Annotated in this window: 17 protein-coding genes; 13 read left to right on the top strand and 4 right to left on the bottom strand. The window is 72.0% G+C overall.

Annotation, left to right across the window (positions count from 1 at the left end):
* Positions 1-61: 61 nt before the first annotated feature.
* Positions 62-2,368, bottom strand: coding sequence for an MMPL family transporter (locus tag IE206_RS10935; RefSeq protein WP_308433918.1), 2,307 nt, complete (start codon positions 2,366-2,368; stop codon positions 62-64).
* Between the two features lie 173 nt (positions 2,369-2,541).
* Here IE206_RS10935 and IE206_RS10930 point away from each other — a divergent pair, with 173 nt between their 5' ends.
* The 6 genes from IE206_RS10930 (at position 2,542) to IE206_RS10905 (ending at position 10,057) form a co-directional block, all read left to right on the top strand.
* Positions 2,542-3,882 carry a sensor histidine kinase gene (locus tag IE206_RS10930; protein WP_189961846.1) on the top strand — a complete coding sequence of 447 codons (1,341 nt, stop codon included), beginning with the start codon at positions 2,542-2,544 and terminating at the stop codon, positions 3,880-3,882.
* Positions 3,879-4,568 carry a response regulator gene (locus tag IE206_RS10925; protein WP_189961845.1) on the top strand — a complete coding sequence of 230 codons (690 nt, stop codon included), beginning with the start codon at positions 3,879-3,881 and terminating at the stop codon, positions 4,566-4,568. The genes IE206_RS10930 and IE206_RS10925 overlap by 4 nt, the downstream gene beginning before the upstream one ends.
* A 91-nt stretch (positions 4,569-4,659) precedes the next feature.
* Positions 4,660-6,021 carry an aspartate aminotransferase family protein gene (locus IE206_RS10920; protein ID WP_189961844.1) on the top strand — a complete coding sequence of 454 codons (1,362 nt, stop codon included), beginning with the start codon at positions 4,660-4,662 and terminating at the stop codon, positions 6,019-6,021.
* Between the two features lie 97 nt (positions 6,022-6,118).
* On the top strand, positions 6,119-6,790 hold the full coding sequence (locus IE206_RS10915; protein WP_189961843.1) for a GntR family transcriptional regulator: 672 nt from the start codon (positions 6,119-6,121) through the stop codon (positions 6,788-6,790).
* On the top strand, positions 6,787-9,210 hold the full coding sequence (locus IE206_RS10910; RefSeq protein WP_226598536.1) for a dolichyl-phosphate beta-glucosyltransferase: 2,424 nt from the start codon (positions 6,787-6,789) through the stop codon (positions 9,208-9,210). Before IE206_RS10915 ends, IE206_RS10910 begins: the two co-directional genes overlap by 4 nt.
* Before the next feature lie 196 nt (positions 9,211-9,406).
* Positions 9,407-10,057: a putative DNA-mimic protein gene (locus IE206_RS10905; protein WP_189961841.1), complete on the top strand. Its 651-nt coding sequence runs from the start codon at positions 9,407-9,409 to the stop codon at positions 10,055-10,057.
* Positions 10,058-10,097: 40 nt separating this feature from the next.
* Here IE206_RS10905 and IE206_RS10900 read toward each other — a convergent pair whose 3' ends face one another.
* Positions 10,098-10,841 carry an SLATT domain-containing protein gene (locus IE206_RS10900; RefSeq protein ID WP_226598538.1) on the bottom strand — a complete coding sequence of 248 codons (744 nt, stop codon included), beginning with the start codon at positions 10,839-10,841 and terminating at the stop codon, positions 10,098-10,100.
* Positions 10,842-11,229: 388 nt separating this feature from the next.
* Between IE206_RS10900 and IE206_RS10895 the strand changes: the two genes are divergently transcribed.
* From IE206_RS10895 to IE206_RS10865, 7 genes are all read left to right on the top strand, one after another.
* On the top strand, positions 11,230-11,586 hold the full coding sequence (locus IE206_RS10895; protein ID WP_189961840.1) for a YbaB/EbfC family nucleoid-associated protein: 357 nt from the start codon (positions 11,230-11,232) through the stop codon (positions 11,584-11,586).
* Between the two features lie 114 nt (positions 11,587-11,700).
* Positions 11,701-12,300 (top strand): recombination mediator RecR, encoded by a 600-nt coding sequence (gene recR / locus IE206_RS10890; protein ID WP_161248166.1) that lies wholly within the window; start codon positions 11,701-11,703, stop codon positions 12,298-12,300.
* A 32-nt stretch (positions 12,301-12,332) separates the two neighbouring features.
* Positions 12,333-12,992: a DUF5063 domain-containing protein gene (locus IE206_RS10885; RefSeq protein WP_189961839.1), complete on the top strand. Its 660-nt coding sequence runs from the start codon at positions 12,333-12,335 to the stop codon at positions 12,990-12,992.
* Positions 12,993-13,233: 241 nt separating this feature from the next.
* Entirely contained in the window at positions 13,234-14,514 is a 1,281-nt protein-coding gene (locus IE206_RS10880; RefSeq protein WP_189961838.1) for an aspartate kinase, read from the top strand.
* Complete coding sequence (locus IE206_RS10875) at positions 14,511-15,569, top strand: aspartate-semialdehyde dehydrogenase (protein WP_189961837.1); 1,059 nt, start codon at positions 14,511-14,513, stop codon at positions 15,567-15,569. Before IE206_RS10880 ends, IE206_RS10875 begins: the two co-directional genes overlap by 4 nt.
* A gap of 268 nt (positions 15,570-15,837) precedes the next feature.
* Positions 15,838-16,509, top strand: coding sequence for a SigE family RNA polymerase sigma factor (locus tag IE206_RS10870; RefSeq protein WP_189961836.1), 672 nt, complete (start codon positions 15,838-15,840; stop codon positions 16,507-16,509).
* 194 nt (positions 16,510-16,703) lie between these two features.
* Positions 16,704-17,810 (top strand): hypothetical protein, encoded by a 1,107-nt coding sequence (locus IE206_RS10865; RefSeq protein ID WP_226598539.1) that lies wholly within the window; start codon positions 16,704-16,706, stop codon positions 17,808-17,810.
* A 106-nt stretch (positions 17,811-17,916) separates the two neighbouring features.
* On the opposite strand, the gene IE206_RS10860 is transcribed toward IE206_RS10865, so the two are convergent.
* Together IE206_RS10860 and IE206_RS10855 are read right to left on the bottom strand one after the other, a co-directional pair.
* Positions 17,917-18,723, bottom strand: a complete 807-nt coding sequence (locus IE206_RS10860) for an SURF1 family protein (RefSeq protein ID WP_189961918.1) — start codon at positions 18,721-18,723, stop codon at positions 17,917-17,919.
* A 243-nt stretch (positions 18,724-18,966) separates the two neighbouring features.
* Entirely contained in the window at positions 18,967-20,742 is a 1,776-nt protein-coding gene (locus IE206_RS10855; protein WP_189961835.1) for a S9 family peptidase, read from the bottom strand.
* Between the last annotated feature and the right edge of the window lie 121 nt (positions 20,743-20,863).

Raw genomic sequence — 20,863 nt, 5'->3', positions numbered from 1 at the left:
TGAGGATAGTGCGGGGGCCCTCCGGGGGTGGGGGGTGGGTTTGCGTAGTTCCCCGCGCTCCTCAGTGGGTTGGTTGTTGGGTGTGGGTGGTGGGCGGCTGGGCGCGCCCACGCGGCGGAGCCGCATATGTCGCAGCCCCTCGCCCCTTGAACCCCTGCGGGACCGGGCGGACCGGCCACCAGAGGGAGCGGCCCAGTAGTGCGGCCAGGGACGGGACCAGTACCAGGGACAGGACCAGCGCGGAGAGCATGATGCCCAGCGCCATCGCGAAGGCGACCTGCTCTCTGCCCGGCGTCGTGGCGAGGCTCGCGAACGAGCCGGCGAGCACCAGGCCGGCCGTCGCGACGGCCGGTGCCGTGTGGCGTACGGCGCGGGCCACGGCGGCGCGGGCGGGGCCCGGGCGGCGCATCTCCTCCCGGATCCGGTCGGTGATCAGGATGTTGTAGTCGGTGCCGAGCGCCACGACGAACAGGAAGAGGACCAGGGGGAGCGTGAAGCTCACGCCCGGTTTTCCGAGGGCGTGCTGGAACAGCAGGGTCGCGGCGCCGAGGGTGGCGGCGAAGCCGAGCCCGACCGAGATCATCAGGATCGCGGGGGCGAGCAGGCTGCGCAGGAGCAGCAGCAGGATCAGCCCGATCAGCGCGGCCGCGACGGGGAACACGATCCTGAGGTCGTGGTCGACGGCGGTCGAGATGTCGGCGATGATCGCGGGCGTTCCGCCGACGTGGGCCGTCGTCCCGGCGGGCGTGTGCCGGGCGACCGCGTCCCGGATCGGCCCGGAGGCCAGGTCGCGGGCCTCGCGGCTCTGCGGGTCGGCGGTCGGGTAGAGGTCGATGCGGGCGGCCCGGTGGTCCTTGTCGAGTACGGTCGGCGCGACCTGGCCCACGCCCTTGACCTGGGTGAGCGCGCGGGAAAGGCCGTCGAGGCGGGCGGTGGTGAGGGGCCCGTCGTCCTTGGCGGTGACGTACACGCTGGTCGGGTCCGAGACGCCGGCCGGCAGCGCGCGGGAGATCTCGGCGGCGGTGGCCGCGGCCGCGGTCCTGTCGCCCGAGCCGCCGCCCTGCCCGTAGTCCATGCGGATGCCGATCAGGCCGGCGGCCAGCGCGGCGAGCAGGGCGACGGACGCGGTCAGCATCAGCAGCGGGCGCCGCGTGACCAGCGCGCCCAGGCGGGCGGCCTGTCCCTCGCGCGGCTCGCGGCGCAGCGACCGGGACGGCCAGAACATCTTGCGCCCGGCGGCCGCGAGCAGCGCCGGCATCAGGGTGAGGCTGCCGAACAGCATGACCAGGACCGCCACGGCGATCGCCGGGCCGAGCGAGCGGAACTGCCCGAACGTCGCCACACCCAGGGTGGCGAACGCGGCCACGATCGTCAGCGCCGCCGACGTGATCGCGGTGCCCACCCGGGCACACACCTGCGCGGCCGCCTCGCGTGCCAACTGCTCTGGCTGGGACCGGAGTTGCTCGCGGAAGCGGAACAGCAGGAACAGCAGGTAGTCGATGCCGATGCCGAGCAGGACCACGTTGATCAGGCCCGGGGTGCTCGCGTCGAGCTTGAGCCCGGTGAGCATCGCGGCCACCGCGACGGCGCCCGCCGCCGCGCCGCCGATGACCGCGACCGCGAGCAGCGGCAGGATCGCCGCGAGCACGCTGCGGAACACCAGCACGTTCAGCAGGACGATGAGCCCCGTCAGGAGAGCGCCGCCGACCGTCGTGGCGGTCTTGTTGGCGTCGGTGGTGTCCACGGTCTCGGCGAGCGCACCCGTGAAGCCCGTACGCATCCCCGCCTCGGCGAACTGCGTCCGGGCGGCGTCCCGGAAGGCCCGGTAGACGCCCTGCACGCCGGTGTCCGAGGGGTTCCCGTTCAGCTCGACGGAGAGCAGCTCGAAGCTCCGGTCCGGCGCGGTCATCGCCGGGGCGATGCGGGGTGTCTGCGAGCGGTCCGGGACCAGGAACTTCGGCGCGTCGTCCTCCCTCGGCATGACGACCCGCCGCCCGCCGAGCTTCGCCGCCTCGGCCTCGACGCGCTTCTGGTCGGCGGCACCGAGGGGCCGGCCGTCGGCCCGCCCGACGAGGACGGTCACGGTGGTGGTGTCCGGATCCACCCCGAACCGCTCCTCGGCTATGCGCAGGGCGGCGGCGGAATCGTAGCTGCGGGGCAGGAAGTTGCCGGTCTGGTTCTGGGTGACACGGGCGAACAGGGTCGGGGCGAGGGCGATCAGGGCGAGCCCCAGGACGGCCCAGAGGGCGATCACCTTCCAGGGGTGGCGGGTGGAGTATCCGGTCAGGGCGCGGATCACGAGGTCCTCCGGCGGGCGGGTCGGAACGTCGTACGTCTGCCGGGTGCTCCCGGCTGCTCTCCAGCCCATCAGGGGGAGGGGCGGCCCGGCGTCCTGGTTACGGATGATCCGGCCGGGGGCCCTGGGTCCCCGCCCGGGGCGGTGACCAGGACCGTGGTCCTGGTCGGGGTCTCGGTCCGGCGCCGGTCCCGGCACGGGGGCGGACGTGACACGCTGGCCGGGACGGACAGAGGGGGACAGGCATGCGCGGGCTGCGACACGTGGGGCGGGGCGAGGCGCCGGGCGCCGGGGCCGGTGGCGCGGGGGAGTCGCCCGACGCGGGGCTCGGCGAGCCCGAGGGTGTGCCGGGCGGCGAGGTCGGCGCGGCCCCGGAACTCCCACCCCTCCGGCCCGGCAGCACCCAGGCCCCGCCACCGCGCCCCGGCACCCCCCAACCCCTCTGGACCCGCAACGACGCCCTCGTGGCCGGGGCCTCCTGTGCCATCAACCTCCTCAGCTACGTCTTCGTCAGCGACCCCACCGGCCGGCGCGGCATCAGCATCGCCGGGGTCGTCCTCGTCGCGCTCGCCGCCGTGCCCCTGCTTGCCCGGCGCACCTACCCCGTCGCCACCCTCGCCGCCGTCCTCGTCCTCGACGCGGCGGCGTCCCTCACCCTGCCGCTCTCCACCCACTTCGGGGCCGTCCTCATGGTCGCCCTGTACTCCCTCGCCCGGGCCCGCAGTGGCCGGGTCGTGGCGGGCGCGGTCTTCGTGACGGCCGCGACGAGCCTGCTCAGCCAGAGCGGAGGGCGGGTTCCGCCCTGGCAGGACGCCATCTCCGCGGTCCTCTCGCCGCTCATCGTCGTCGGCGCCGCCCTGGCCGTCGGCCGCTGGCAGCGCGAGGTGGAGGCCAACCGCCGGCTCCTCGCCGACCGCGCCGTGGCCGACGAGCGCCGCCGCATCGCGCGGGAGTTGCACGACATCGTGGCCCACCACATCACCACCATGCAGCTCATGGCTGGCGGCGCCCGCGCCAACCTCGCCCGCCCCGAGGTGGCCCGGGACGCCCTGGTCACCCTGGAGGCCTCCGGGCGGCTCGCGCTCGGCGAGATGCGCCAGCTCCTCGACGTACTGCGGGCCGGAGACGAGCCGGAATCCGCACCGGCCCAGCCCCAGCCCGGCGCCGACGACCTGGACCGCCTGGTCGACGAGGCCCGGCTCGCCGGACTGTCCACCGGGTTCAGCGTGCACGGGGCGCCGCGACCGCTGCCTCCGACCGTCGGTCTCACCGTGTTCCGGGTCGTCCAGGAGGCCCTCACCAACGCCCGCAGGCACGCCGGGTCCGCGCACGCCTCCGTACGGCTGACGTACCGTCAACATCACGTAACCGTCGAGGTGTTGGACGATGGCGAGGGTGCGGCTCCCCCGAATCCCGGCTCCGGCGGCTACGGCCTCATCGGCATGCGCGAGCGCGTCGCCCTGCACGGTGGCACCCTCACCGCCGGGCCCCGCGCCGACGGCGGCTTCGCCGTGCTCGCCGAGCTGCCCCTCACTCTGGACGAGACGGTCGAGACAGCCGTACCGCAAGAAGGAGTACGTCCATGACCGAGGCGCCGATCAGGGTGCTCATCGCCGACGACCAGCCGCTCGTGCGGCGCGGGCTTTCGCTGATCCTGTCCCCCGATCCGTCCTTCGAGGTGGTCGGGGAGGCCGAGAACGGGGCGCAGGCCGTAGACCTGGCCCGCGGGCTGCGCCCCGACGTCGTCGTGATGGACATCCGGATGCCCGTACTCGACGGGGTCGCGGCGACCGGCGAGCTCGCCGCCGCCGTGCCCACCTGCCGGGTCCTCGCGCTGAGCACCTTCGACATGGACGAGTACGTGGTGGGCGCGCTGCGCGCCGGGGCGTACGGGTTCCTGCCCAAGGACAGCTCGCCGGAGGACCTGAGCGCGGCGATCCGCACCGTGCACGCGGGCGAGGCCGCCGTCGCGCCGCGCCTGCTCACCCGGCTGATCTCCACCTACGTCACCGCGCCCCGCGACACGCGGCCCGCCCCGGCGGGGCTCGGTGCGCTCACGCCCCGCGAGGTCGAGGTGTGGCGGCTCATGGCCACCGGACTCGACAACACCGAGATCGCCCGCGCCCTGGAGCTGAGCCTGTCGACGGTCAAGAACTACATCACCAGCATCTTCGACAAGCTCGCCGTCCGGGACCGCGCCCAGGCGGTCATCGCGGCGTACGAGTCGGGGCTCGTGACCGCCCGCGCGGCGGCCGGGGAGCGGCCGGAGTGAGGCCGGGCCCCGACACCTTGCCGAGCCCAGCGGGTCTCGGTGGACAAGATGGTCATGGCCGCTCCCACCTGCGCGTCCTTACCCTGGGGGCATGACCCCTCAAGGCACTCCCGATCCTCAGGCCGGTGCGGCCGTGAAAGCCGCCGACCGTGCGCACGTGTTCCACTCCTGGTCCGCCCAGGGCCTGATCGACCCGCTCGCCGTGGCCGGCGCGGAGGGGTCCTACTTCTGGGACTACGACGGCAACCGCTACCTCGACTTCACCAGCGGGCTCGTCTTCACCAACATCGGGTACCAGCACCCGAAGGTCGTCGCCGCGATCCAGGAGCAGGCCGCGACGATGACGACCTTCGCGCCGGCGTTCGCTGTTCAGGCCCGCTCGGAGGCGGCCCGCCTCATCGCGGAGCGCACGCCCGGGGACCTCGACAAGATCTTCTTCACCAATGGTGGTGCGGAGGCCGTCGAGAACGCCATCCGCATGGCCCGTCTGCACACCGGCCGCCACAAGGTGATGAGCGCCTACCGTTCGTACCACGGCGGTACGAACACGGCGATCAATCTGACGGGTGACCCGCGTCGGTGGGCCTCCGACAGCGGCTCGGCCGGGGTCGCCCGGTTCTGGGCGCCGTTCCTGTACCGCTCGCCCTTCCACGCCACGACGGAGGCCGAGGAGTGCGCGCGGGCGCTCAAGCACCTTGAGGAGACCATCGTCTTCGAGGGGCCCGCCACCATCGCCGCGGTCATCCTGGAGTCGGTGCCCGGCACGGCCGGCATCATGACGCCGCCGCCCGGCTACCTGCCCGGTGTGCGCGAGCTGTGCGACAAGTACGGGATCGTGCTCGTCCTGGACGAGGTCATGGCCGGGTTCGGCCGGACCGGCAAGTGGTTCGCGTCCGAGCACTATGACGTGGTGCCCGATCTGCTGACCTTCGCCAAGGGCGTCAACTCCGGGTACGTGCCGCTGGGCGGCGTCGCCATCAGCCAGAAGATCGCCGAGACCTTCGAGCACCGGCCCTTCCCCGGCGGACTCACCTACTCCGGGCACCCGCTGGCCTGCGCCGCGGCCGTCGCCACCATCAACGTGATGGAGGAGGAGGGCGTCGTCGAGCAGGCCGCCCACATCGGGTCGAGCGTCCTGGAGCCCGGGCTCCGCGAGCTCGCCGAGCGACACCCGTCGGTGGGCGAGGTGCGCGGCATGGGCGTGTTCTGGGCGCTTGAGCTCGTCCGCAGCAAGGAGACCCGCGAGCCGCTGGTGCCGTACAACGCGACCGGGGCGGACAACGCGCCGATGGCCGCGTTCGGTGCCGCCTGCAAGAAGAACGGTCTTTGGCCGTTCATCAACATGAACCGCACCCATGTCGTGCCGCCCTGCAACATCACCGAGGCGGAGGCGAAGGAAGGACTCGCCGCGCTCGACGAGGCGCTGACGGTGGCGGACGAGCACACCGTGTGACGCTTGTGTCCCGATCCGGGGGCAAAAACCCGCTCTCCTTTGTCCGGTTTCCGGGCACCCCATAGGGTGGCCCGAAGCCGGAGGAGGGGAGCGAGTCATGCCAGCTAGCGGAGCGGTCACCCGCAGCACCCTTCGACAACAGATCGCGGACGCGCTCCGTGACGAAGTGCTCGCGGGGCGTATGCAGCCCTGCGAGGAATTCACGGTCAAGCAGATAGCCGAGCAGTACGGCGTCTCCGCCACGCCCGTGCGCGAGGCGCTCGTCGACCTCTGCGCACAGGGCCTGCTCGACTCCGACCAGCACCGCGGCTTCCGCGTGCGGGTCTTCTCCGTCGAGGACTACAAGGGCATCGTCGAGGCGCGGGCCCTGGTGGTCGACGGGATATTCCGGCGGGCCGCGGTCCCGGGCTCGCTCGATGCGTACGGACCGGCCCTCGTCTCGGTACGCCGCCGGGGCGAGGAGGCCGCACGGGCCGCGCGCGGCGGCGACCTGAACATCCTGGTCGGCTACGACCTGCGGTTCTGGCGGGAGCTGTGCGCGCTCGCCGGGAACACCTACATCTCCGACTTCCTGCACCGCCTGCGCATGCAGAGCTGGGTGTTCGCGGTCCCCTACCTGCGCAGTCACAGCGACCTCAGCGACTGGCTGTGGACCGGCCACGGCGAGGTCGTCGACGCGCTCGGCCGGGGCGACTTCGAAGAGGCGCGCCTGCTGATCGCCGCCTACAACGACGAATCCCTGATGTGGGCGGAGCGGCTCCCCCGGTGATCAACGAACCGGCCGGACAGGTCGAACTGAGCGTTGTCGTCCCCGCGTACAACGAGGAGCAGCGTCTCGCGCCCACCCTGGAGGCGATCCGAGGCCACCTCGGCGACAGCTGCAGCTGGGAACTCATAGTCGTCGACGACGGCTCCGCGGACGAGACGGTGCGGGTGGCCCGCGAGGCCGCCGCCGTCGACCCCCGCATCAACGTCGTCGTCAGCGAGAGCAACCGCGGCAAGGGCCACGCCCTGCGGCTCGGCGTGCTCGCCTCCTACGGGCGCCGCGTCCTGATCACGGACGCCGATCTGGCCACCCCCATAGAGGAGTTGGACCAGCTCGCCAAGGCGATGACCGAGGGCGAGACGGCCGCCGCGATCGGCTCGCGCGCCCACCCCGAGGCCCGCATCGAGGTCCACCAGAGCCGGCTGCGCGAGCTGCTCGGCCGGATGGGCAACCGGCTCATCCGGGCCGTCGCCGTCCCCGGCATCCGCGACACCCAGTGCGGCTTCAAGCTGTTCGACGGCGAGAAGGCGCGCGCGGCGTTCGCCGACGCCCGCCTCGACGGCTGGGGCATAGACGTCGAGATCCTCCAGTTCTTCCGCCGCAGGGGCTGGGCGGTCTCCGAGGTGCCGGTGCGCTGGTCGCACCAGGACGGCTCCAAGGTGGGCGCCGCGGACTACGGCAAGGTGCTGTGGGAGCTGGCCCGCCTCAAGGCCCGCGCGGTCCGCCGCGTCGACCTGGTGCTCGGCGCCCTCTACCTGCTCTCCTGCGTACTGCTCTACAAGAACCTGTGGGGCGACCTCGGGCGGAGTTACCTCACCGACTCGATGCAGGACCAGAACCAGTGGGAGTGGTTCTTCTCGGTCACCGCGGACAACGTGACCCATCTGCGCGACCCGCTGTTCACAGCCGTCCAGAACTTCCCCGACGGCGTGAACCTCATGGGCAACACGCCGATGCTGGGCCTGTCCGTGCCGCTCACCCCGGTCACCCTCGCCTTCGGGCCGACGCTCACCTGGGCGCTCGTCCTCACCCTGGGGATATCCGCGACCGCGTACGCCTGGTACTGGCTCTTCGCGCGCCGGGTGACCGAGAACCGCTGGGCGGCCGGGCTCGGCGGGGCGCTCGCGGCCTTCGCGCCGCCGGTGATCTCGCACGGCAACGCGCACCCGAACTTCTGCGTCCTGTTCATGATCCCGCTGATCATCGACCGCGCGCTGCGCCTGTGCGAGGGCCGGAACGTGCGCCGCGACGGGGTGATCCTGGGCCTGTTCACGACGTACCAGATCTTCCTCGGCGAAGAGGCGCTGCTGCTCGCCTCGCTGGGCATGGCCCTGTTCGCGCTGTCGTACGCCCTTGCCCGGCGCGATGTGGCACGGGCCGCGATCCGGCCGCTGGCCACCGGCATGGCGTATGCGCTCGGGGTCTGTCTGGTGCTCATCGCCTACCCGCTGTACCGGCAGTTCGCGGGGGCGCAGAGCTATCACAGCGTGCTGCACGGCGACAATGCGGGCAATTCGCCGCTCGCGCTGATCGAGTTCGCGGGGCGCTCCCTGATGGGCGACGACGCGACCGCCGACAAGCTGGCCCTCAACCGCACCGAGCAGAACGCGTTCTACGGCTGGCCCCTGGTCGCCCTCGCCTTCGCGCTCGTCGTACGGCTGTGGCGGCGGCCGCTCGTCAAGGCGCTGGCGTTCACGGGCGCGGCGGCCGCGGTCCTCTCGCTCGGCCAGAAGATCCGCATTCCGTACACGGACGTGGTTGTCCCCGGCCCCTGGAAGCTGCTCGCCCACAGGCCGCTCTTCGAGTCGGTCATCGAGGGCCGGGTCGCGATGATCTGCGCGCCGGTGCTGGGCGCGCTGGTCGCGCTTGCCGCGGGGCGCCTCGCGCTCAGCCGGGTGCGGGCCACACAGGTGGCGGGCTTCACGGCGATCGCCCTTGCCCTGCTCCCGATCGTCCCGACGTCGTTCCCGACGAACGCGCGCCCCGAGGTGCCCGAGTTCATCGCCTCCGGGATGTGGAAGAAGTACGTGAAGCCCGGGGAGTCCCTGGTCCCGGTGCCGCTGCCCGACCCGGGATCGGCGGAGGCGCTGCACTGGCAGTCGTCGACGGGCCTCGGCTTCCCGGTGCCCGGCGGCTACTTCAACGGCCCCTGGGGCCCGGACCGCATCGGCATCTACGGGGCCTCCCCGCGCTGGACGTCGAACCTGTTCAGCGACGTGCGCTCCGGCAAGCCCGTCCCCGACATCGGCACGGACTGGCAGAAGCAGGCCCGCGAGGACCTCGCGTACTGGCACGCGGGCGTCCTGGTCCTCGCCCCCCAGCCGCAGGCGCCCGAGCTGTACGAGACGGTGACCCGGCTGCTCGGCCGCGAGGGCACGAAGGCGGGCGGGGTGTGGATCTGGGACGTGTCGTCGGTCCGGTGACACCTTCAGCATCCGGGTCGCGCTCTCACGTCCGGGTATCCGAGTAACGCACGGGTTGGTGGGTAAACCCTCCCGACCGGGGCGCGGGGGATCCAGTCACCTCGCATCAGGAGTTGACGGGCACTCTTCGCGCGGCGTGCCCGGCGCACTACGCTGTCCCGACCATCGCACGAAACGAGTTGAGAGCGAGCCCGTCTTGGCCTGTGACCTGTGGCTGGTCCCCCTCGTCGATGTGCTGTGCCACAGCCCCGACAACCCGTTCGCGGAGGAGATCGCCTCGTACGACAAGGCGCTCGGCGAGGCCGGGCTCCCGCCCGTACCGGTCTTCGCGTACATGCCGGGACTGTCCGGCGACGTGGCACCGGTCGCGGGGTTCGACTACGACGCGCTGCACTTCCTGCGCCGCGCCTACCTCCTCCAGCTGTGCGGCCTCGCGGTCACGCCCGTCGACGAGCTCGGCGGCGACTACGAGCAGCTCCTGGAGATGTTCGAGACGACCGCCCAGCAGTCGCACCTGGTGTGGCACTACGACCACGCCGGGGCCTACGTCCCGGTCGACTTCGCGATCCCGCTCTCCAACGAGGAGCTCCTCGCGGGCGGCGGACCGCTCGGCTCCGCCCAGGGGCTGCTGCGGGAGCTGGAGTTCGTGGGGCCCGTGATCGGCATAGATCCGGCCAACCCGCCGACCGCACCCGCCCCGCCGGACCGGCCCACCTCGCTCGAAGAGCCGGCCGGACCCATCCCGTACGACGAGAGCCCCTTCGCGCGCGAGCGGCACGTGTGGCTCGGGCTGCACGCGGCGGCGACCCGCAGCCTCGCCCAGGGCTCGATGATCATCTTCAGCTGAACCCGCTGCCGAGGGGCAAGACCCGCTCCCGGCGCCCAGGCTACTGGCGCGGCCCCTCCGGCGGCCGCTGGCGCGGCATGTTCGGGCGGGTGGCCGGGGGGAGGGGGAAGCGGCCGGGCCCGGGGGCGCCGTCCGTGCGCGGGGCCGCCGCGCTCAGGGTCTGCATGACGAGGGGCGCGGGCCCCGAGCGGAACTCCACCATCCAGTCCGCCGTCTCCGAGCGGACCAGCTCGGTGACGTCCTCGGTGAACCGGCGCAGCAGCGAGAGGCACCGCTCGGCGGCCTCGCTCGCGGTGCCCTCGGTGGGCCCGAGCACCTCGCGCACGCTCTCCGACGCCCAGTCGAACTGGAGGCTCTGGAGCCTTCGCTGCACGGCCTGGGCGGTGGCGACGTCCCTCATCCAGCCCGAGGTGAGCCCGAAGTAGCGGTCGCAGGCCATGCACGCGGCACCCAGCAGCAGACACAGATAGCCCCAGCCCGCCACGCCCTTGAGGGCCCCGGTCAGATCGAGCAGCGGCAGCACGGCCCCCGCGATCGCGCCGCTCGCCGTGCCGCAGCGCAGGGTACGGGCGCCGCGGCGCTTCCAGATCCGGTCGGCGAGGTACCAGTCCGCGGTGCGCAGGGCGCCGTCCTCGGCCCAGCGGTACAGCGCGTCGAGGCGCTCGGCCGGCTCGCCCCAGTCGCCGAGCGGGAACGGCCTCCCGGTCAGATCGCCCGTCTGCGCGCCCTCGTCCCGCCGGGCCTGGCCCGGGGGCCCCTCGGGCTGCATGTCCGGCTGGCTCACCCGGCTGCTCCCTCCGCACTGCTGCTGTGACCCTCTGTGACATCGCGTGACGTACGGGCACCTGGATGTGTATCTGGACGTACTCGACGTGTTACTGGACGTAGTAAATGCCGTGTAAATGCCGTGACGCCGCGCGGTCGTCCGCGGTGCGCGCGTGCGTATTGACGCGTACTGACACACCCGACCGCCATTCCTACCGCCGGATGGACGGCCGAGGGGGCGATATCCAGGTATTTCCGCCCGGAAGTGGCCCTTGATCAGATATAGGAACCGGCACCGCATCACTCGAAAGAGTTGCGGAGCAGGGCGCCTGTCGACCACGTAGGCTCGGAGTGCCGAAAGAGACAACCGTCCTACCGACCCGCCTTACCAAAACCTGGAGTGAAACGTGATCCCTGGTGGTGGCCAGCCCAACATGCAGCAGCTTCTCCAGCAGGCCCAGAAGATGCAGCAGGATCTCGCCCTTGCCCAGGAGGAGCTCGCGGCGACCGAGGTCGAAGGACAGGCCGGCGGCGGTCTCGTCAAGGCGACCGTGACCGGCTCGGGCGAGCTGCGCGCCCTGGTCATCGACCCGAAGGCGGTCGACCCGGAGACCGCTGATTCCTTGCAGGAGCTTGGCGAGACCCTCGCGGACCTCGTCGTCGCGGCCGTGCAGGCCGCCAACGAGAACGCGCAGCAGCTCCAGCAGCAGAAGCTGGGCCCGCTGGCGCAGGGCCTCGGCGGCATGCCGGGCCTGCCGTTCTAGGACCGGGCCACCGGCGTGCGCCCGCCCGTGCGGACGTACCCGTGCGCCTGACCTACTGAGGCGGACGCACAGCAACTACCGTAGGCGTCAGAGCAACCCACGAGAGGCGTTCCGTTGTACGAAGGCGTGGTTCAGGACCTCATCGACGAACTGGGCAGGCTGCCCGGCGTCGGTCCCAAGAGCGCGCAGCGGATCGCCTTCCACATCCTGCAGGCCGAGCCGACCGACGTGCGCCGCCTCGCGCACGCCCTCCTCGAGGTCAAGGACAAGGTCCGGTTCTGCGCGGTGTGCGGCAACGTGGCGCAGGAGGAGCGGTGCAACATCTGCCGCGACCCGCGCCGCGACCAGACGGTCATCTGTGTCGTGGAGGAGCCCAAGGACGTCGTGGCGATCGAGCGGACCCGCGAGTTCCGCGGCCGCTACCACGTGCTCGGCGGCGCCATCAGCCCGATCGAGGGCGTCGGCCCGGACGACCTGCGCATCCGCGAGCTGCTCGCCCGCCTCGCGGACGGCACGGTCACCGAGCTGATCCTGGCCACCGACCCGAACCTGGAGGGCGAGGCCACCGCGACGTACCTCGCCCGCATGATCAAGCCCATGGGTCTCAAGGTCACCCGGCTCGCCAGCGGCCTGCCGGTGGGCGGCGACCTCGAATACGCCGACGAGGTCACCCTGGGCCGGGCCTTCGAAGGAAGGCGGCTGCTCGATGTATGACGCCCACGAGGGGTACGAGGAAGGTCAACTCGATGTCTGACGCAACGCTGCACGCGACCAACCAGGACCCGGACTCCTTCGCGGTCCAGATCGCCGACCAGGTCGAGTCCTTCATCGTCGCGGTCACGGAAGTGGCCAAGGGCGACGAGCCCGACAGCGCCGTACCGTTCCTCCTCCTGGAGGTCTCCCAGCTGCTGCTCGCCGGCGGCCGGCTCGGCGCGCACGAGGACATCGTCCCGGACGAGCGCTACGAGCCCGACCTCGGCCCCGAGGCCGACGTCGACGAGCTGCGCGAGCGGTTCGCCCGGCTCCTGGAACCCATCGACGTGTACTCCGAGGTCTTCGACCCGTACGAGCCGCGCAAGGCGCCGGTGGCGTGCCGGATCTCCGACGACCTCGCCGACGTCGTCACCGACCTGCGCCACGGCCTGGCCCACTACCGCGCGGGCCGCACCACCGAGGCCCTGTGGTGGTGGCAGTTCTCGTACTTCTCCAACTGGGGCTCGACCGCCTCCGCCGCGCTGCGCGCCCTGCAGTCGCTCGTCGCGCACGTCCGCCTCAACCAGCCCCTCGAAGAGCTGGACGGCCTCGACACCGACGAGGACCTGACGGAGGACGCCCTGGAGGAGGAGGCGGGCCGCGTCATGGTCGAGGAGCTCGCGGGTCCGCTGGGCCTGCGCGACCTCAAGTAGCCCTGTGTGTACGGGAGTTGGCGCGGGGTCCGGTTCGCCCCCTTGATCCGGCTTGTGTGACCCCGGCCACATCGTCGCGTACAAACGGAATGCCGGGGCAGGCGGGTCTCGCGAGCGGATCGGACAACGCCCGGTGATCAGGTTGTGAGCGGGACATCTCACGAAGTGATACGGCGCGGGCGAATCCGGCCCGCTCGTTAGACTGAGCCGACCGCAGTAATGAACTGAGCGAGGAGCGCACGTGGGCCTTGTCGTGCAGAAGTACGGAGGCTCCTCCGTTGCCGATGCCGAGGGCATCAAGCGCGTCGCCAAGCGGATCGTGGAAGCCAAGAAGACCGGCCACCAGGTGGTCGTCGTGGTTTCCGCGATGGGCGACACGACGGATGAGTTGATCGAACTCGCGGAGCAGGTGTCACCGATGCCTGCCGGGCGGGAATTCGACATGCTGCTGACCGCCGGAGAGCGGATCTCCATGGCACTGCTCGCCATGGCGATCAAAAACCTGGGCCACCAGGCCCAGTCGTTCACGGGCAGCCAGGCCGGTGTCATCACCGATTCGGTCCACAACAAAGCGCGGATCATCGACGTCACTCCGGGCCGCATCCGGACCTCGATCGACGAGGGCAACATCGCCATCGTCGCCGGGTTCCAGGGCGTCAGCCAGGAGGGCAAGAACATCACCACGCTCGGCCGCGGCGGGTCCGACACGACCGCCGTCGCCCTTGCGGCCGCGCTCGACGCCGAGGTCTGTGAGATCTACACGGACGTCGACGGCGTCTTCACCGCGGACCCCCGCGTCGTGAAGAAGGCGAAGAAGATCGACTGGATCTCCTTCGAGGACATGCTGGAGCTGGCCGCGTCCGGCTCCAAGGTGCTCCTGCACCGGTGCGTCGAATACGCCCGCCGTTACAACATCCCGATCCATGTGCGGTCGTCCTTCAGCGGACTTCAGGGCACCTGGGTCAGCAACGAACCACGTTCCCAGTCGGAAGGCCAGCAGGTGGAGCACGCCATCATCTCCGGAGTCGCGCACGACGTCTCCGAGGCGAAGGTCACGGTCGTCGGGGTGCCCGACAAGCCGGGCGAGGCCGCGGCGATCTTCCGCACCATCGCGGACGCCGAGATCAACATCGACATGGTGGTGCAGAACGTCTCCGCCGCGTCGACCGGTCTCACCGACATCTCGTTCACGCTGCCCAAGGCCGAGGGCCGCAAGGCCATCGACGCCCTGGAGCGCTCCAAGCCGGCCATCGGCTTCGAGTCGCTGCGCTACGACGACCAGATCGCCAAGATCTCGCTCGTCGGCGCCGGCATGAAGACCAACCCGGGCGTCACTGCGGGCTTCTTCGAGGCCCTGTCCGACGCGGGCGTCAACATCGAGCTGATCTCGACCTCCGAGATCCGCATCTCGGTCGTGACCCGCGCCGACGACGTGAACGAGGCCGTGCGCGCCGTGCACACCGCCTTCGGTCTCGACTCCGACAGCGACGAGGCCGTCGTCTACGGAGGCACCGGGCGATGACCCGCAGACCGGCGCTCACGGTCGTCGGAGCGACCGGGGGCGCCGGTTCGGTGATGCTCCAGATCCTGTCCCAGCATGCCGATGTCTGGGGCGAGGTCCGGCTCGTCGCGTCCGCGCGCTCGGCCGGCCGCAAGCTGCTCGTACGGGGCGAGGAGTGCGAGGTCCTCGCGCTGAGCGAGGAGGCCCTGGACGGGGCCGATGTCGTCGTCTTCCTCGCCCCCGACGAGATCGCCGCCCGCTGGGCGCCGGTCGCGGCCGCCAAGGGCGCGGTGGTGGTGGACAGTTCGGCCGCCTTCCGGATGGACCCGGACGTGCCGCTCGTGGTCCCCGAGCTCAATCCCCATGCCGTACGGATGCGTCCGCGCGGCATCGTCGCGAGCCCGCACCCCACCACCCTCGCCATGATCGTGACGGTGGGCGCGCTGCACGCCGAGTTCTGCCTGAGCGAGCTGGTCCTCTCCACGTACCAGGCCGTCAGCGGTGAGGGGCAGGCCGGGGTCGAGGCGCTGCGCCGGCAGATCTCGCTGGTGGCCGGAAGCGGGCTCGGCACGAGTCCGGGCGATGTGCGCCGGGCCGTCGGCGACGACCTCGGCCCGTTCGCGGCGCCGGTCGCGCTGAACGTGGTGCCGTGGGCCGGGGAGCTCGCCGAGGACGGCTGGTCCTCGCAGGAACTGGGCCTGCGGGACGAACTGCGCAAACTGCTCGACCTGCCGCGGCTTCCGGTGGCCGCGACCTGTGTGCGGGTCCCGGTCGTCACGACCCACTCGGTGTCGGTGCACGCCCGCTTCGAGAACGAGGTGGACGTCGCGCGGGCCCACGAGATCCTGGCGACCGCGCCGGGCGTGGTGCTCTTCGACGACCCGGCCGCCGGGGAGTTCCCGACGCCCGCGGACGTGGTCGGCACCGACCCCACATGGGTGGGCCGGGTGCGCTGCTCGCCGGACGATCCGCACGTACTGGAACTTTTCGTCTGCGGCGACAACCTCCGCAAGGGCACGGCCCTGAACGCCGCGCACATCGCGGAGTTGGCGGCCCGTGAATTCACCGCGCGATGAGGTCCGCCGATTTGTAGGATCTGTGAACGCTCTGTGAGCAAGTCGCTGGTCTGTACCACTTGAACTGCGTCAATGCCGTGTTACACGATTCATTTTCCGTGTCCCTGCAACCGCAGTCCGGCATGGAGCGTCTATGCGGTCGCCCCTCAAGGTGCCGTAAAAATCGGGGCATTGGGGAAGAGCGGGTACGGATGAGGGCATGTGGTGCACCGCCAAAAACAGTGTCGTACGCGTACAACCCTGACGGGGAGGAACGTGTCCAACAGGCGTGGCAGAGGTACTCGATTTCCGAGCGGTACCGGCACGCGGTGGCACGGTCGTCCGCCCGCGTCGGCGCCTCGGTGCGCCCGGCGGCATGCCGGTGATCGCGCCCATGCCCGCCACCCGTCCGGCCCACATTCCCTCCCAGGCGCCCTCGCGCGAGAGCGCTGACGAGGTCATGGCGGCCGGCACCACTGTCGATCACCTCACCGAGACCTACCGCGCGCACTACCGCTCGCTGCTGGGCCTCGCGGCCCTGCTCCTGGACGACACCGCCTCCTGCGAGGACGTGGTGCAGGAGGCGTTCATCCGGGTCCACTCGGCTCGCAGCCGGGTGCGCGAGCCGGAGAAGACCCTCGCGTACCTGCGCCAGACCGTCGTCAACCTGTCGCGCTCGGCGCTGCGCCGCCGCATCCTCGGCCTCAAGCTGCTCTCCAAGCCGATGCCCGACATGGCGAGCGCCGAGGAGGGCGCGTACGACCAGCTGGAGCGCGACGCGCTGATCAAGGCGATGCGCGGGCTCCAGCGCCGCCAGCGCGAGGTGCTCGTGCTGCGCTACTTCGCGGACATGACGGAGGCCCAGGTCGCCGAGACGCTCGGGATATCCCTGGGCTCGGTGAAGGCGTACGGATCGCGGGGCATCGCCGCCCTGCGGATCGCCATGGAGGCACCGGCATGACGGGCCCCGACAGGAACGGCGACAGACGGCCGGGGGACGGCGGCACCCATGGGGAACAGGGTGCCTACGGAAGCCGTCGCGCCTACGGAGAGAGTGGTGTCCACAAAGAGCGTGGCGCCCACGGGGAGCACGGGAAAAGCGGGCCGGACCAGCGGCCCAGGAATGACCTGAACGACCTGACTGGATACGGATTCGTGGACAAAACGCCGGAAAAGAACAGCACCGGCAATCCCCCCTTGGGCCTGCCGCTCGCCTCGGCGGGCCCGGGCGCGGCCGACGAACTCGCGCTGCGCAGGCTGCTGCACGACGCGGTGGACGACCTGATGCCCTCGGAGGGGGCACTCGACCATCTGCGGGCCGCGGTGCCCGTGCGGCGGGCCCGCAAGCGGCAGGCCGTCGTCGGCTCGGTCGCCGCGGCCCTCCTGGTGGCCACCGCCGTACCGGCGTTCATCCACGTCGCCAACACCTCGGGCAGCGCGGACGACCGGCCCGCCGTCGCCGGACACGGCGAGCGGACGCACGGCACCGTGGACTCGGCCTCGGGCAACTCGGACGGCGTGCAGGAGAGCACCCCGCGCTCCGGCATCGGCAGCCCGGCCGGCACTCCCGACAGCACGGGCCGTACGCCGCAGCCCAGCAAGGGCACGACGGGCGCCACGGCCGGCGGCGCGACCGGGGCGGGCAGCGGGCCCGTGCAGGCGAACTCGCCGGTGTGCGAGGCGGGCGAGCTGAGCGTGAAGTCGGCGAGCGTCGGCAAGCCCGACTCGACCGGCAAGGTCTACGGCGCCTTCCGCATCGTGAACGCGTCCAACAAGCAGTGCGCGATCGGCGGCGCCGGCAAGTTCAACGTGCAGGCGCAGGGCGCGGCCAACCCGGCGAAGATCACCGTCGTCGAGCACGCGGCGGGCGACCCGGCCCCCGGGCTCCCCGACCCCTCGAAGGACACCACCCGCCTGGTCCTGAAGCCGGCCGCGGCGTACGAGGTGCGGTTCGCCTGGGTGCCGTCGGACACCTGCCCCAAGACCCCGCCCTCGCCCGACCCGAGCCCGTCGAACGCCGCCTCCGGCAGCACCAGCGGAATCGTCTCCCCGACGACGGCGACGGCCGCCGGCGGCCAGACCGCCCAGCTCGGCGCGGACGGCACGCCCACCGCCACGGCGGACGGCACGGTCGCGGTGACCCACGTCGCCGAGCCGGGTGCCCCGTCCGCCGAGGCCAAGATCCCGAACGCGTGCGCCGGAACGATCTACAAGACGGGCGTGCTCGACGCGGGGACTCCGTCGGTGGCCCCGCAGCAGTAGCCCTGGCCGCGGGAGGAACATCGGGGACGGCTCCTCGTTCGCGGAGGGGGAGGAGCACGAAGGGGGCCCGCCTGGCGGCGGGCCCCCTTGCTTTAATGTCCTTTGCCTACTTGGCCAAGGGAGCGGCAGGCGCGTCAGCCGTCCCGGTCTCGCTCTCGGCCTCCGTCTCGGGGGTGAGTCCGAGCTCGGCGTCCTCCAGGGCCTCGGCCTCGCGCCGGACCAGCCGGAACCACATGAACACCACGAACCCGGCGAAGACGAACCACTCGCCGGTGTAGCCGAGGTTCTGGAACGCCTTGAGGTCGAGCCCGCTGTTCTGCGGGGCGCTGGCGGGGACGGGGGTCATGCCCGCGTCGGCGCCGGGCAGTGTCACCCAGGCGTCGTACACCTGGTACGGAACCAGGTTGACCAGGGCCGCCGCGCTGATCATGCCGACCTGGCCCCGCGGGAGCCCGCCCTGCGCGTGCACCCCGTCGGAGCCGGCGTTCTCGGAGGCCTGCAGTACGCCGGTGACGTCGACCTCGCCGGCGGGCGCGGCCGGGGCCTCGGCGCCCCGCGGGATCCAGCCCCGTACGACGGGCAGCGCCTTGCCGCCGTCGGTGCGCAGCATCGTCAGGACGTAGCTGCCCGACTTGCCGTCCACCTCGCGGTCGGGCACCAGGAACTGCTCGGCGTACCGCCCGCGTGCCTCGGCGGGGCGGCCGGAGGTGCGCTGGTCCACGGGAAGCAGGTCCGCGAGCGGTTCGGCCTTCCGGGTGGCGGGGTCGGGTGCCTTCTCGGCCGCGTCGTGGGACTGCACGCGGTCCTCGAAGCGGCCCAGCTGCCAGCTGCCCATGAAGATGCAGACGGGGATGGCGAGCAGGACGAAGACGTGGATTCCCCACCAGCGGGGTGTGAGCAGGAACCGGTACACAAGCACCACGGTACGGAATCCTGCCGGGGGGTGGGGCTGCGGGGTCCCCGCAATCCCCCCCCGGGGCTCGGCCCCGGGCCCCCTCAGGGGCTCCGCCCCCGGCCCCCGCTCCTCAAACGCCGGAGGGGCTGGATGCGCTCGTCGATCGTCTGCGGGCCGGTGGGGGGCTGGTCGCACCGTTCCCCGCGCCCCTGGCAGCGTCGGTGCCGGCCCGCACCGGGGCATTTTGGCTCCCGGGAAAACTCACCCCGCCAAGTGGCGGGAGGCGAAGTCGAGTTCCAGGCGGACCTGTTTGATTCGTTCCTCCACCACCAGCGAGCCGTGCCCCGCGTCGTAGCGGTAGACCTCGTGCCGAGCCCCCCGCGCCACCAGCCGGTCGACGTAGTTCTCCACCTGCCGAATCGGACAGCGCGGATCGTTCACTCCCGCGGAGATGTAGACGGGAGCCCGGACCGCGTCGACGTACGTCAGGGGGGACGAGGCCCGGAAGCGGTCCGGGACCTCCTCCGGCGTGCCGCCGAGCAGCGTCCGGTCCATCGCCTTCAGCGCCTCCATCTCGTCGTGGTACGCCGTGACGTAGTCCGCGACCGGCACCGCCGCGAGGCCGAGCGCCCACGCGTCCGGCTGCGTACCGAGGCCCAGCAGCGTGAGGTAGCCGCCCCAGGAACCGCCCGCCAGGATGAGGCGCGCGGGGTCGGCGAGGCCCGAGGAGACCGCCCAGTCGCGGACCGCCGCGATGTCCTCCAGCTCGATGAGCCCGACCCGGTGCTTGAGCGCGTCGGTCCAGGCCCGCCCGTACCCCGTGGAGCCCCGGTAGTTGACCCGTACCACCGCATAGCCGTGGTCGATCCAGGCCGCCGGGCCGGAGGCGAACGCGTCGCTGTCGTGCCAGGTCGGCCCGCCGTGGATCTCGAAGAGGGTGGGGAAGGGGCCGTCGCCGGCCGGGCGCTGGACCAGGGCGTGGATGCGGCCGCCGGGCCCCTCCACCCAGGCGTCCTGCACCGGCACCGAGCCCGGCGCCTTGAACCCGGGCGGGTCGAGCACGACCTCGCCCGTCGTGGAGCGCACCTCGGACGGGCTGGCCGCCGACGACCACAGGTACTCCACCGTGCCGTCGGGCCGGGCCGTCGCCCCCGACACCGAACCCGCCGGGGTCTCGATCTCGATCAGCGAGCGCGTCGCGAGGTCGAAGCGGAAGAGGCCGCTGCGCGCCTCGAAACTGTGGACGACGAGCAGCCCCGAGCCGTCCGGGTACCACTCGGCGGACACGTCGCCCGGCAGGTCGAGAGCGAGGTCGGTCTCCTCGCCCGAGGACACGTCCCAGATCATCGGCTCCCAGCGGCCGCGGCGCTGGTGCGCGATCAGCAGCCGGGTGTCGCCCGCGAGCGGTGCGAACCCGAGCACTTCGAGGCCGAGCTCCTCGGTGCCGCCCTTGGTGTCGTCGAGCTCGGCGACCGCCGTGCCGTCCGGGCGCACCACGCGCAGCGCCGAGTGCATCGCGTCGCCGTGCTCGGTGTGCTCGACGGCGATCAGCGTCCCGTCGTGCGACAGGTCGCCCACGCCCGCCGACTCGCGGTGCCGGTAGATCTCGACGGGCGCGGAGCCGGGGCGTACGACGTGGATCGTGGAGCCGTCGTCGTCGGTGGAGCGGCCGATCACCGCCGTGCCGTCGCGGCCGAGCGCGAGACCCGCCGGGTAGGACGGGTCGAGGCCGGGCACGGCCGTCTCGTCGTCGCCGCCCGCGAAGGGCTGGCGGCGCCACACCCCGAACTCGTCGCCGTCGGTGTCGTCGAACCACCAGATCCACTCGCCGTCGGGGGTCAGCACCCCGTCGGTGGTGCCGTTGGGCCGGTCGGTGGCCCGGCGCTGGTCGCCGGTCGTCCGGTCCCACGCGTACAGCTCGTACGTCCCTGTCGCGTTCGACACGAACAGCGAGCGGTCCGGGGCGTCCTCCGCCCAGTCGGGAAGCCCCACCCTCGGCGCCCTGAACCGCTTCTCCCACTCCGGCATCTCGTTCATGCCCCCATCATGCCGCGCCGCTCCGCGGGGGCGGCCGGGGTTCCGGCTCGGGGCCGCCGGGGGCCATGTGCGCCCACGCGGCGGAGCCGCACAATGTCACTGCCCCGCGCCCCTCAAGTCG

Source organism: Streptomyces violascens, assembly GCF_014649955.1.
GTDB classification, from domain to species: Bacteria; Actinomycetota; Actinomycetes; order Streptomycetales; family Streptomycetaceae; genus Streptomyces; species Streptomyces violascens.
Note: the sequence above shows the minus strand (reverse complement) of the source record. Positions and strands in the feature narration are given on the sequence as shown.

Bases quoted from the DNA above. Each gene is read 5' to 3' on its own strand.
- IE206_RS10935 (WP_308433918.1), bottom strand. From the start codon at position 2,368: ATGGGCTGGAGAGCAGCCGGGAGCACCCGGCAGACGTACGACGTTCCG.
- IE206_RS10930 (WP_189961846.1), top strand. From the start codon at position 2,542: ATGCGCGGGCTGCGACACGTGGGGCGGGGCGAGGCGCCGGGCGCCGGG.
- IE206_RS10925 (WP_189961845.1), top strand. From the start codon at position 3,879: ATGACCGAGGCGCCGATCAGGGTGCTCATCGCCGACGACCAGCCGCTC.
- IE206_RS10920 (WP_189961844.1), top strand. From the start codon at position 4,660: ATGACCCCTCAAGGCACTCCCGATCCTCAGGCCGGTGCGGCCGTGAAA.
- IE206_RS10915 (WP_189961843.1), top strand. From the start codon at position 6,119: ATGCCAGCTAGCGGAGCGGTCACCCGCAGCACCCTTCGACAACAGATC.
- IE206_RS10885 (WP_189961839.1), top strand. From the start codon at position 12,333: ATGTCTGACGCAACGCTGCACGCGACCAACCAGGACCCGGACTCCTTC.
- IE206_RS10875 (WP_189961837.1), top strand. From the start codon at position 14,511: ATGACCCGCAGACCGGCGCTCACGGTCGTCGGAGCGACCGGGGGCGCC.
- IE206_RS10855 (WP_189961835.1), bottom strand. From the start codon at position 20,742: ATGAACGAGATGCCGGAGTGGGAGAAGCGGTTCAGGGCGCCGAGGGTG.